General features: G+C 59.9%; 10 protein-coding genes. 5 read left to right on the top strand and 5 right to left on the bottom strand.

Going from position 1 to position 12,646, the window contains the following annotated elements; genetic code table 11:
- The 3 genes from KBP52_RS13560 (at nt 1) to KBP52_RS13550 (ending at nt 4,188) form a co-directional block, all read left to right on the top strand.
- A complete protein-coding gene (locus KBP52_RS13560) occupies nt 1-567 on the top strand; it encodes an RNA polymerase sigma factor (RefSeq protein WP_137219291.1) in 567 nt (188 codons plus the stop codon).
- Nucleotides 564-1,553 (top strand): FecR family protein, encoded by a 990-nt coding sequence (locus tag KBP52_RS13555; RefSeq protein ID WP_212622940.1) that lies wholly within the window; start codon nt 564-566, stop codon nt 1,551-1,553. Before KBP52_RS13560 ends, KBP52_RS13555 begins: the two co-directional genes overlap by 4 nt.
- A 205-nt stretch (nt 1,554-1,758) precedes the next feature.
- Entirely contained in the window at nt 1,759-4,188 is a 2,430-nt protein-coding gene (locus tag KBP52_RS13550) for a TonB-dependent receptor (protein WP_212622939.1), read from the top strand.
- Between the two features lie 331 nt (nt 4,189-4,519).
- On the opposite strand, the gene KBP52_RS13545 is transcribed toward KBP52_RS13550, so the two are convergent.
- Nucleotides 4,520-5,395 (bottom strand): AraC family transcriptional regulator, encoded by an 876-nt coding sequence (locus KBP52_RS13545; RefSeq protein ID WP_077571196.1) that lies wholly within the window; start codon nt 5,393-5,395, stop codon nt 4,520-4,522.
- Nucleotides 5,396-5,534: 139 nt separating this feature from the next.
- Here KBP52_RS13545 and KBP52_RS13540 point away from each other — a divergent pair, with 139 nt between their 5' ends.
- Nucleotides 5,535-6,437 carry a DMT family transporter gene (locus KBP52_RS13540; RefSeq protein ID WP_212622938.1) on the top strand — a complete coding sequence of 301 codons (903 nt, stop codon included), beginning with the start codon at nt 5,535-5,537 and terminating at the stop codon, nt 6,435-6,437.
- A gap of 19 nt (nt 6,438-6,456) precedes the next feature.
- Here the strand turns inward: KBP52_RS13540 and KBP52_RS13535 are convergent, their stop codons facing one another.
- From KBP52_RS13535 to KBP52_RS13520, 4 genes are all read right to left on the bottom strand, one after another.
- Nucleotides 6,457-6,966 carry a DUF2165 domain-containing protein gene (locus KBP52_RS13535; protein WP_212622937.1) on the bottom strand — a complete coding sequence of 170 codons (510 nt, stop codon included), beginning with the start codon at nt 6,964-6,966 and terminating at the stop codon, nt 6,457-6,459.
- A gap of 147 nt (nt 6,967-7,113) precedes the next feature.
- Nucleotides 7,114-8,088 (bottom strand): D-glycerate dehydrogenase, encoded by a 975-nt coding sequence (locus KBP52_RS13530; RefSeq protein ID WP_212622936.1) that lies wholly within the window; start codon nt 8,086-8,088, stop codon nt 7,114-7,116.
- A 953-nt stretch (nt 8,089-9,041) separates the two neighbouring features.
- Complete coding sequence (locus KBP52_RS13525) at nt 9,042-9,416, bottom strand: DUF6124 family protein (RefSeq protein ID WP_077571200.1); 375 nt, start codon at nt 9,414-9,416, stop codon at nt 9,042-9,044.
- Between the two features lie 409 nt (nt 9,417-9,825).
- Nucleotides 9,826-10,794: a LysR family transcriptional regulator gene (locus tag KBP52_RS13520; protein WP_007914118.1), complete on the bottom strand. Its 969-nt coding sequence runs from the start codon at nt 10,792-10,794 to the stop codon at nt 9,826-9,828.
- 275 nt (nt 10,795-11,069) lie between these two features.
- Here KBP52_RS13520 and KBP52_RS13515 point away from each other — a divergent pair, with 275 nt between their 5' ends.
- Complete coding sequence (locus tag KBP52_RS13515) at nt 11,070-12,569, top strand: efflux transporter outer membrane subunit (protein ID WP_212622935.1); 1,500 nt, start codon at nt 11,070-11,072, stop codon at nt 12,567-12,569.
- Nucleotides 12,570-12,646: the final 77 nt, after the last annotated feature.

The raw sequence follows: 12,646 nt of genomic DNA, 5'->3' as shown, positions 1-12,646 counted from the left end.
GTGCTGATCGGTCTGCCGCCGGACTCCCGCGACGACGAGCCGCGCGGGGCGCGTGCGCATTTTCTCCAGGTTTTTCTGTCCCAGCGTTCGCAGATGGAGGCGCTGGTGAACCGCCGCGTCGGTTGCCGGGCGACGGCGGCGGATCTGGTGCAGGACCTGTTTCTGCGTTTCTGGCGGCGGCCGCTGGTGCAAGTCGAAGAACTCAGCACCTATCTTTTGCGCTGCGCCGGCAACATCGCCATCGATCATCTGCGCAGCGAAGGCACGCGCACGCGGGTCAACGAGGGCTGGCAACCGGACGCGCCGGACAGCCACGGCAGCGAACCGCAAGCGGCGCTGGAAGCGGGCAATGATCTGAAGCATGTCGAAGCGGCGTTGCGCGCCTTGCCCGAGCGCACCCGGCAGATCTTTTTGCTCAATCGCATCCACGGCCGCAAATACGCGGACATCGCCAAAGCCATGGGCTTGTCCCAAAGTGCCGTGGAAAAACATATGATGCGCGCCCTCGAGGCCTGCAAGGCCAGCCTGCGCGAACCCGCGCCACGCCTGCCAGGGAAAGCACCGTGAAGCCATCCGACTCCATTATTCCGACGCCCGCGCAAGAGCAGGCTGCGTTTGCCTGGCTGAGCCTGTTGCATGACCGGCCGAGTGCCGGCGATCAACTGACCTTCAGTCAATGGCTGCGTGCCGATCCGGCGCATGCCGAGGCCTATGCGCAGGCGCAAGTGCTCTGGGAATTGAGCGAAAGCCCTGCGCGCACGCTGGCCGATGAAGAGGCCTTGGCATTGCAGGGCTATCTCGATGCGATGGATCGCCCGCGTCGTCCGCAGCTTTTGCGTTGGTCGGGGGCGCTGGCGATGGCGGCGTGTCTTTTGCTGATGGTCAGCCTCGGCACCGGCTGGCAACCGCAGCGCTGGATCGATGATCTGGGCGCGGATTATGTCTCGGCGCCCGGTGAAATCCGCACGGTGATACTCGCCGATCAATCGCAAGTGACGCTGGATGGCGATAGCGCGATTGCCGTGGATTTCAGTCAGGGCGAGCGACATGTTCAGTTGCGTCGTGGTGCCGGTTTTTTCACGGTAACGCACACTGGCGAGCCGTTTGTGGTGGAGGCCGAAAAGGGCGAGGCGCGGGTGCTCGGCACGCAGTTCGAAGTGCGACTGCAACCGCATGGCGCGCAGGTCACGGTGTTGTCCGGACGCGTTGGGGTGACGGCGGATCGCGACGGCGAACAGCAGGTTCTCACCGCTGGTCAGCAGGTTGCTTACGGCGAAGGCACGGCGCAAAAGCTTCACGCGGTGGACAGCGAAGCGCAACTGGCCTGGCGTCAGGGCTGGCTGACTTATTACAAGTCGACGCTGGGCGATGTGGTGGACGATCTGCGGCGTTATTACCCGGGGCGGATTGTATTGCTCAACGATGAGCTGGCGGCGCGCAAGGTCAGTGGCAGTTTTCCGAGCAAGGATCCGCACGCGGTGCTCAGTTCACTGCAAGGGGTGATGGGATTTGAGCAGCATCAGGTGTTGGGGCATCTGATTATTTTGCGTTGAGGCGCTAAAGCCATCGCGAGCAGGCTCACTCCTACAAGGGAACGCATTCCAAATGTAGGAGTGAGCCTGCTCGCGATGGCGCCCGATCGAACACCACAAAAAATAATTTTCAAATGTTGGTGAGGTAAACCCAAGCCCCATCCGTGTAGTGACTGAAACTGCGAGTCATTCGCATCCGTTGCGGTTCTACACAGGTCATTGAGTCATGAAGTCCAGGGCAAAATCGGGTTCGGTCAAACAGTGGTTGGGCGTGTCGGCATTGAGTTTTTCGGCATTGGCATTGCTGCCGATGAGCGTGTCTCTGGCCGCTGAAACCGTCAGCAGCCAGGCGCAAAAGCAGTTCAATTTTTCCCTGGCCGCCAAACCGCTGCCGCAAGCCTTGAGTGACTTCAGCCGCGTCACCGGGCAAAGCGTGGTCTACACCGACGAAGCGCCGTACGGCCTCACCGCGCCGGCCGTCAATGGCCAGATGAGTGCCGAACAGGCGCTGCAACGCTTGCTCAGTGGCTCTGGCCTCAACTTCCGCCGTACCGATAGCCACACGCTCGCACTGGAGCCCAAACCCACCGAAGGCGCGTTGAACCTCGGCGCCACCACCATCACTTCACTGCGCGACGAATCGATGAGCTATCAGCCGCCGGAAACCAGTTCGGTGATGCGTTCTTCGGCGTCGTTGCAGGAAATCCCGCAGACCGTCAACGTTATCCCGGCGCAAGTCATCCGTGATCAGGCGCCGCGCAATCTTGACGATGCACTGGCCAATGTCAGCGGCATCACCCAGGGCAACACCTTGGGCAGCACTCAGGATTCGGTGATGACCCGCGGTTTCGGTGACAACCGCAACGGCTCGATCATGCGCGACGGCATGCCGATCGTGCAGGGCCGTGGCATGAACGCCACCGTTGATCGGGTTGAAGTGCTCAAAGGCCCGGCTTCGTTGCTGTACGGCATTCAAGACCCGGGCGGCGTGGTCAACCTGGTCAGCAAGAAGCCCGAACTGACGCAGTACAACGCCCTGACCTTACGCGGCTCAACCTACGGCGAGGGCAAGAACGGTAGCGGCGGCAGCCTCGACAGCACCGGCCCGTTGGGCGATTCCGGGCTGGCCTACCGCATGGTGCTCGATCACGAAGACGAAGATTACTGGCGCAACTTCGGCACCCACCGTGAAACCCTGATCGCCCCGTCGCTGGCCTGGTTCGGTGAGAGCACCAAGCTGTTGTTTGCCTACGAACACCGCGAATTTCTCACGCCTTTCGATCGCGGTACGCTGATCGATCCGCGCACCAATCACCCGCTGGACATCTCGCGCAAAGAGCGTCTCGACGAGCCGTTCAACAACATGGAAGGCCGTTCGGATCTGTATCACTTTGAAGCCGATCACGAACTCAACGACGACTGGAAAGCGCATTTCGGCTACAGCTGGAACCGCGAAACCTACGACGCCAGCCAAGTCCGCGTGACCGCCATCGACACCAAAAAAGGCACGCTGACCCGCAGCATGGACGGCACCCAGAACGCGATCAGCACTGACCGTTTCACCACCGCCAGTCTCGAAGGCAAGGTCAACGTGCTGGGCATGCAGCATGACCTCGTTTTCGGCGTTGATGACGAGTACCGCAAGATCTACCGCGAGGACCTGATCCGGCAGAAAAGCCTGACCACCTTCAGTTACCTCAATCCGGTGTATGGCCGCGAAGTCGCCGGTACGACGGTCAGCGCTCCCGATAGTGCGCAGACCGATGAACTGCGCAGCGATTCGGTGTTCATGCAGGACTCGATTCACCTCAACGACCAGTGGATTCTGGTCGCCGGCGGGCGCTTCCAGGAGTACGACCAGTACGCCGGCAAAGGCGTGCCGTTCAAAGCCAACACCGACAGCAACGGACAGAAGTGGGTGCCGCGCGCCGGTCTGGTGTATCGCTACACCGACGCCTTGTCGTTCTACGGCAGCTACACCGAATCGTTCAAACCCAACTCGACCATCGCCCCGCTGAGCGGCAGCAGCACCGTGCTCGACGGCAGCATCGCGCCGGAAGAAGCCAAGTCGTGGGAGCTCGGTGCGCGCCTGGATCTGCCGGGGCGTGTGACCGGCAACATTGCGTTGTTCGACATCAAGAAACGTAACGTGCTGGTGGCCAACTCCGAAGGCCCGACGACGATCTACAGCGCGGCCGGTGAGGTGCGTTCGCGCGGTCTGGAAATGGACCTGACCGGTCAGTTGAGCGATCACTGGAGCATGATTGGCAGCTACGCCTACACCGATGCCGAAGTCACCGAAGACCCGGACTATAAAGGCAAGCGCCTGCAAAACGTGGCGAAGAATTCCGGCTCGTTGTCGGCGGTGTATGACTTCGGCAGTGTGATTGGCGGTGACCAGTTGCGCGTAGGGGCTGGAGCGCGTTATGTCGGTGAACGTGCGGGGAACGCGGTCAACGATTTCGACTTGCCGAGTTATACCGTGGCTGATGCATTTGCCACTTACGACACCAAAGTCGAGGGGCAGAAGGTCAAGTTTCAGCTCAATGTGAAGAACCTGTTTGATCGCACGTATTACACCTCGGCGGCGAGCCGGTTCTTTGTGTCGATGGGCGATTCGCGACAGGTATCGCTGTCCAGCACCCTAGAGTTTTAAGGCAAGATCAGAAGCCCCTCACCCTAACCCTCTCCCCGAGGGAGAGGGGACTGACTGTGGGATATTGGAGAACTCCGCCGACGTGATCGATCTTTACCGAATCCATAATCGACTCGGTTATTCAGGTCGATGTATAACGCCAGACACCTCGGTCGGGCCCCTCTCCCTCAAGGAGAGGGGATTGATTGGGGGATATTGGAGAACTGCGCCGACGTGATCGATCTTTACCGAATCCATAATCGATTCGGTGGTTCAGGTCGACGTATAGCGCCAGACACCTCGGTCGGCTCCCTCTCCCTCCGGGAGAGGGCTGGGGTGAGGGGAAAAGGGCTCAACGCAAAAACGCCTGCCGATACTCTCCCGGCGTCCCGCCCAACACCTGCTTGAACCGATTAGTGAAATGACTGGCACTGGCAAACCCGCACGACAGCGCAATCTCGCCCAACGGCAACGCCGTCCCGCGCAACAACTCCCGCGCGCGGCTCAAGCGCCGCGCCAGCACATATTGATGCGGCGGCAGGCCGAAACTCGTCCGGAACATCCGCGCAAAGTGGTATTCCGACAGCGCGCACAACCCGGCCAGTTGCCCCAGGCTAATCGGCTCGGCCAACTGAGTGTCGATGAACTCCACCAATTGCCGACGCTGATGCGGTGCGAGCCCGCCCTTCAAACGCAAACCCTGACGTGCGCCGACCTGACTGAGCAAAGTGTGGCTGATCAATTCATGGGCGAGGCTGCTGGTTAGCAGACGCTCGGCTGGCTCGTCCCAATTCAGCGTCAGCAACTGCCGGAAGCGTTGTGCCTGTTGTGGGTCTTCGAGGAAGGTCTGCTCGCGCAATTGCATCTCACGGGGTTCGCGATCCAGCAGCGTGACGCAACCGAGGGCAAATTGTTCGGCGCTGAAATACAGGTGCGCCAAGCGAATATCGCCGTTGATCACCCAGCCTGACTCGTGATCGGCCGGCAGGATGCACAGCTTGTCCGGCCCGCCTTTTTGACCGGGTTGATCGCGACGGAATGTGCCGGTACCACCGGCGATATAGCAGGACAGGGTGTGGTGGCTCGGCGCTTCATAATCCTGCGCATCGTGGTGGTTGGTCCACAAAGCGGCAGACAAGCCGTCACCGAGCTCGGCGCTGTGCACAAGGCGTGCGTTCGGCGAGCTGTTTAACGCTTGAAAGACTTGCAGGGTATCGATGGCGGCCATGGTCGGTTCTCTTCAACGCCTTGCATCCTACTCCGTGGGCGCCGCGCTGCCAGCCTCCCGCCAGACAAAAGCGCAAGAATCTGCAAGCGCGCAACGCCCGCCCGGGCAGACACTCAAGGCCTATCGAGGAGTGTGTGCCATGAACCTGTCGTTGTATTTGCTGACCGTGCTGATCTGGGGCACCACGTGGATTGCCCTGAAATGGCAACTGGGCCTGGTGGCAATTCCGGTGTCGATCGTCTATCGCTTCGGCCTCGCCGCGTTGGTGCTGTTTGTGCTGTTGCTGCTCAGCCGGCGCCTGCAACCGATGAACCGCCGTGGGCATTTGATCTGCGTGGCGCAGGGGTTGTGTCTGTTCTGCGTCAACTTCATGTGCTTCCTGACCGCCAGTCAGTGGATCCCCAGCGGTCTGGTTGCAGTGGTGTTCTCTACTGCGACGTTGTGGAACGCGCTGAATGCGCGAGTGTTCTTTGGCCAGCGCATCGCACGCAATGTGCTGATGGGCGGTGCGCTTGGGTTGTTTGGGTTGGGCATGTTGTTCTGGCCGGAATTGGCCGGGCATCAGGCCAGCCCGCAAACCTTGCTCGGTCTGGGCCTGGCGTTGTGCGGCACCTTGTGTTTCTCGGCGGGCAACATGCTTTCGAGTCTGCAGCAGAAGGCCGGACTCAGACCGCTGACTACCAACGCCTGGGGCATGGCCTATGGGGCGGCGATGTTGTCGGTGTGGTGCCTGGTCAAGGGCATTCCGTTCGACATGGATTGGAGCCCGCGTTACGTCGGTGCGCTGCTGTATCTGGTAATCCCGGGTTCAGTGATCGGTTTCACTGCGTATCTGACGCTGGTCGGACGCATGGGCCCGGAGCGCGCGGCTTACTGCACCGTGCTGTTCCCGGTTGTGGCGCTGAACGTCTCGGCATTTGCTGAAGGTTATCAGTGGACAGCGCCGGCGCTGGTCGGTCTGGTGTTAGTGATGCTGGGCAACGTGCTGGTGTTTCGTAAACCGAAAGCGGTGGTGGCGCCGGTACAGGGAAAGTTGGCTTGAAATAAACGAGCGCTGAACTTCAGCGCTCGACTTTCAATGTGATGTAAATCATTACCGGGAAGATGAAGTCAACGATATGTCGCGCCCAATCCTTGGCATTCCAAGATTGCGAAGTGTCCATGTCAAACCATTCCACACCCACGGTTTGCAGGCACACGTAATAAATGAAAATGGCTGCCAATATGCCCATGATCGAGAACTTTTTTGCCTCGTGGAATACTTCTGCGGAAGCATCGATGTGGCGATATAACTGATAAGTGCCTATCAGGCACAGGACGGTATACGTGACTTCCAGCGTGATGATGAACCAGTAGATCCGGTGATGAATCATCGGTGATTCAATGGCTCGGTACTTGATGGATTCACTGGCGGTGGTGGTGTCCATACTCAGGATATGAGCCACGTAGGTGTAGTTTGAATTGTAATCGGTGAAATTGTGGATCATTACAAGCACGCCAAAGAAGCTGATGTAAGCCATTAATATGACTTTGCTGTAACGAATGAGTTTGTCGGTTGTCAGGGTGTTCAAGGTATTGGCTCTCCATAGCGTTTGTCGATCATTCGACAGGCAGGCAGAGCTTATAATGCTGTTGTTTAATTGGCTTTGTTGTTCAATTTCAAGTTGTGTAAGGCATAACTAACGGGCAAGTGCGATAACGCACTTGCCCGTGTTTTTTTATCCGCGCCAGACTTGCGGGTTGACCAGATCCTGCGGGCGTTCGCCGAGCAGGGCGCTGCGCAGGTTGGCCAGTGCACGATTGGCCATGGCTTCACGGGTTTCATTCGTCGCCGAGCCGATGTGCGGCAGGGTCACGGCGTTACTCAATTGGAACAGCGGCGATTCGGCCAGCGGTTCTTTTTCGTAGACGTCGAGGCCGGCGCCACGAATGCGCTTGGTTTGCAGGGCTTCGATCAAGGCCGGTTCATCGACGACCGGGCCACGCGATATGTTCACCAAAATGGCGTCCGGTTTCATCAGGGCCAGTTCGCGATGGCTGATCAGGTGGCGGGTCTTGTCGCTGAGCGGCACGACCAGGCAGACGAAATCGGCTTCGGCGAGCAGTTGATCGAGGCTGCGAAATTGTGCGCCGAGTTGGTGTTCAAGGTCGGTCTTGCGGCTGTTGCCGCTGTAGATGATCGGCATGTTGAAACCGAGGTGGCCACGGCGTGCGATGGCGGCGCCGATGTTGCCCATGCCGACAATGCCGAGGGTTTTACCGTGCACGTCGCAGCCGAACAGCGGGGCGCCGACGCTGGCTTGCCATTGGCCGGCCTTGGTCCAGGCGTCGAGTTCGGCGACGCGGCGGGCGCTGCTCATGATCAGGGCGAAGGCGAGGTCTGCGGTGCTTTCGGTGAGCACATCCGGGGTGTTGGTGAGCATGATCCCGCGTTCGTTGAAGTAGGCGAGGTCGTAGTTGTCGTAGCCGACGGAGACGCTTGAGACCACTTCCAGTTTTGTCGCGGTTTCGAGTTGGGCCTGGCCGAGTTTGCGGCCGACGCCGATGAGGCCGTGGGCGTGGGGCAGGGCTTCGTTGAATTGGGCGTTGATGTCGCCGGCTTTTGGATTGGGGACGATGACGTCGAATTCTTGCTGGAGGCGTTCGATCATGGGTGGGGTGATGCGGCTGAAGGCCAGGACAGTCTTTTTCATCGTTGTTGGCTCTTGTTCGGGCTTGATACCAAGCACGCTAACATTTCTGGCTTGGGGTTGTCTTGGCGGCCTCTGGGCCGACCATGTTGTGGTTGTTCGGTGTGTATATCCGTTTCTTCGGTAACGGCGGCTTAGGGTTTCGCCCTGACGGCGACTCACTTTTTTTACAAACGCCTAAAAAAAGTAAGCAAAAAAACGCTTGCTCCTACGTGCGGCCCGCTCGCTGGGGCTCGGGGTTCCTTCGCTGCGGGATCGATCCGGGCGCAGCGCCTACGGTTTGCTTCGCTGCACCTCCTCTCGCTGTGTTTGGCTTCGCCAAACGGTCGCTGCGCTCCCACGCCCGGATCAATCCCTCCACTCAGCCTTCCGACGTCGCCCGTGGATCAAGATCAAGAGCAGGCGAGCTGACACTCGGCCTATTGAGTGGTGAAGAGCGGGTGTTCGGCTTTGGTTTTGTGGTGGATTCGCCCCTCACCCCAGCCCTCTCCCCAAGGAGAGGGAGCCGATTTGTGGGCTTTTCAAGATCTGAGTTCAACGCGGTATTTCAAGTCGGCGTAACTCGCCCAAACACCTCCGTCAGTCCCCTCTCCCTCCGGGAGAGGGCTAGGGTGAGGGGCTTTTGATCTGATTCAAAATCTGAGGGTCGACTCGGTATTTCACGTCGGCGTATCTCTCGCAATCACCTCGGTCAGTCCCCTCTCCCTCCGGGAGAGGGCTAGGGTGAGGGGCTTTTGATCTGTTTCAGAATCTGAGTTCGACTCGGTATTTCACGTCGGCGTATCTCTCGCAATCACCTCGGTCAGTCCCCTCTCCCTCCGGGAGAGGGTTAGGGTGAGGGGCTTTTGATCTGTTTCAGAATCTGAGTTCGACTCGGTATTTCACGTCGGCGCACCTCTTCCAAACCCCACGGTCAGTCCCCTCTCCCTCCGGGAGAGGGCTAGGGTGAGGGGCTTTTAGTTGTGTGCCGGGGATTGCGGGATTTCGTGGTTATCCAGTACGCGGTTCACCGCCAGTTCGGCAAGCATGATGATCTGCTGAATCGCCAGAATCGTCCGTCGTTGCGGCAGGTCGATGTAGGCGGCGATGTCGCTGGTCATCAGGCTGGCCTGGGCCAGTGATTCGCAGGCGTGGACCAGCAGGCTTTCGCTGTCCTGTTCCGGGGCGACCTGGAACATGGTGCTGGGTTTGTGAAAGCGCAGGGTGAGGGCGTTGGGTTTGAGGTAGTGGTCGAGGGCGCGCTCGGCGGCTTCGTGGAATTTCTTCGAGCCGGGGAATTCGTAGGGGGTGGTGTCGTCGGTTTCGGGTGGATTAGGCGTTGGTTTGAACATAGGAAACATACTCGTGGCAAGTTGGGTGAAGCCGCCACTGTTCGTTTTCCAGACGATAGGGTGGCAGCTGTGCGCGGACTGGAAAAACCGGCCAACTTCCCAAAACCGGCAGGCCCTAGGGCCTCCCGCGCACAGCCGCCATAACATTGCGAGCTAAAAAGCGCCGCAGTATGCCATGAGCTTTGGTAGTTGAAATCGAGTTTTCCAGACCCGGTCGCTGATGCGTCAGCGACACCCAAATCCTAGCCACCGCACTTCCGACGGACAACCGTCAAAACCTGTCGGAAAGATCCGCGAAACCCTGATTTCTGTAGGCTCTGCCGTAGGCTGCGATCTGTTGATTTTTAAACATCAAGATCAAAAGATCGCAGCCTGCGGCAGCTCCTACACGTTTCGTGGTGTGTTGAAATCAGTTAGCGACGCGCGCGCCGGCAAGGCTGCCGCTTAATTCGTAAGCGGCCAATTCCGCCTGATGCGCCGCCAGAATCTCCGGCAACGACCCACGCAGATACTCGACCCACGTCTTGATCTTCGCATCCAGATATTGCCGCGACGGGTAGATCGCATACAGGTTCAGCTCTTGCGAGCGGTAGTTCGGCATGACCCGCACCAGTGTGCCGTTACGCAAACCTTCGATCGCCGCATACACCGGCAGCACGCCCACGCCCATGCCGCTGGTGATCGCGGTTTTCATCGCGTCGGCGGAGTTCACCAGAAACGGCGAGCTGTTGATGGTGACCATTTCCTGACCTTCCGGGCCGTCGAACGCCCATTTCTCCAGGGGGATCACCGGGCTGACCAGGCGCAGGCAGGCGTGGTTGAGCAGGTCGCTGGGCTTTTGCGCGGCGCCGTTGGCTTTCACGTAGGCGGGTGAGGCGCAGACGATGCTGTAGGTGATGCCCAGCCGTTGCGAAACAAAACCCGAATCCGGCAGTTCGCTGGCGAGCACGATGGACACGTCGTAGCCCTCGTCGAGCAGGTCCGGCACGCGGTTGGCCAGGGTCAGGTCGAAGGTCACGTCGGGGTGGGTCTTGCGGTAGCGGGCGATGGCGTCGATGACGAAGTGCTGGCCGATGCCGGTCATGGTGTGCACTTTCAATTGCCCGGCCGGGCGCGCGTGGGCGTCGCTGGCTTCGGCTTCGGCCTCTTCGACGTAGGCGAGGATCTGTTCGCAGCGCAGCAGGTAGCGTTTGCCCGCTTCGGTGAGGGCGATGCGCCGCGTGGTGCGGTTGAGCAAGCGGGTTTGCAGGTGGGCTTCCAGGTTGGAGACCGCGCGCGAGACGTTGGCGGTGGTGGTGTCGAGTTGCACGGCGGCGGCAGTGAAGCTGCCGGCTTCGGCGACACAACTGAAGGCGCGCATGTTTTGCAAAGTGTCCATGGGGTGCTCTCAAGGGAGATGGCAAATTGTGACACGAAGTTTCCGGGGCGAGACCCCCGACTTAGGGATTATCTCGTTAACCGTAACAAAGATTCACAGAAATCCCAGCTTATCGCCGTACAGGGCCTTCCATAGAATTGCGCCGATCCCTGTAGGAGCTGCCGCAGGCTGCGATCTTTTGATTTTGTTTTAAGGGAATCAAGATCAAAGGATCGCAGCCTGCGGCAGTTCCTGCACGGGTCCTCGATCTACCCCTCTCTCAGGAATTCGCAGCTGTGCCGCGTCGCATCAACAGAGCGCTTTTGCCGCTCAGTGTTCTGGCTTTTACCCTGGGTCTTGGCGGCTGCATCTCAACGGACGGAATTGCTCCACAGGGCAAGGCGCTGGAGGCCAATTCACTGGCCACCGACGACGCCATCGCGCACGCCGCCCGTGACGCTAACTGGCCCACCGCGCAATGGTGGCAAGCCTACGGCGACCCGCAACTCAATCGCTGGATCGACCTCGCCGTGCAGGGCAGCCCGAGCATGGCCATGGCCGCCGCACGAGTCCGCCAAGCCAAAGCCATGGCCGGCGTCGCCGAGGCGGCTGAGTCGTTGCAGATCAATGGCGAGTCGACCCTCAAACGCCACAACTGGCCGACCGATCAGTTCTATGGCCCTGGCGAGCTGGCCAACACCACCACCTGGGACAACAACGCTGCGCTGGGTTTCAGCTACGCCCTCGACCTCTGGGGCCGTGAAAGCAATGCCAGCGAGCGGGCGGTGGATCTGGCGCACATGAGCGCGGCCGAGGCGCGATTGGCGCAGCTCGAATTGCAGAACAACATCGTGCGCGCCTACATCGAACTGTCGCTGCATTACGCCCAGCGCGACATCGTCGCGGCGACGCTTAAGCAGCAACAGCAGATTCTCGATCTGGCACAGAAGCGTTTGAACGGCGGGATCGGCACGCATTTCGAAGTCAGTCAGGCGGAAACGCCGCTGCCGGAAACCCATCGGCAAATCGATGCGCTGGATGAGGAAATTGCCCTCAGTCGCAATCAACTTGCAGCGCTGGCGGGGAAAGGGCCGGGGGAGGGCGCGCAGTTGCAGCGTCCGACCTTGTCCCTCGGTGCGGCGTTGAAACTGCCGTCGGCATTGCCCGCCGAACTGCTCGGTCAGCGTCCGGACGTGGTCGCCAGTCGCTGGCAAGTGGCGGCGCAGGCGCGTGGCATCGATGTGGCGCATGCCGGGTTTTACCCCAACGTCGATCTGGTCGGCAGCCTCGGCTACATGGCCACCGGCGGTGGCGCGCTGGAGTTTTTGACCGGCAAGAAACTCAACTACAACGTCGGGCCGGCGATCTCGCTGCCGATCTTCGACGGTGGCCATTTGCGCTCAGAGTTGGGTGAGGCCTCCGCCGGTTACGACATCGCCGTGGCGCATTACAACCAGACGCTGGTGAATGCGCTGAAGAGTATCTCCGATCAACTGATTCGCCGCGAGTCCATGGACAAGCAGCAAGGCTTCGCCGCCGAGTCGGTGGCCACGGCGCAGAAGACCTACGACATTGCAATGATCGCTTATCAACGCGGCCTCACCGATTACCTCAACGTGCTCAATGCGCAGACGTTGCTGTTCAAGCAGCAGCAAGTGCAGCAGCAGGTGCAGGCGGCGCGGTTGAGTGCGCATGCCGAGTTGGTGACTGCGCTGGGCGGTGGCCTCGGTGCCGGCAATGACGTGCCGACTGCCGAGAAAACCCAAGCGCCGAAAACCCCGGCACTCCTGCGTTGAACACACGACCCATTGTAGGAGTGAGCCCGCTCGCGATAGCGGTGTTTCAGTCGACAGAAATGTTGAATGTGAAATGG

Source organism: Pseudomonas sp. SCA2728.1_7, from assembly GCF_018138145.1.
Taxonomy (GTDB): Bacteria; Pseudomonadota; Gammaproteobacteria; order Pseudomonadales; family Pseudomonadaceae; genus Aquipseudomonas; species Aquipseudomonas koreensis_A.
The sequence above is the reverse complement of the archived record's forward strand: the minus strand, read 5'-3'. Positions and strand labels throughout refer to the sequence as shown.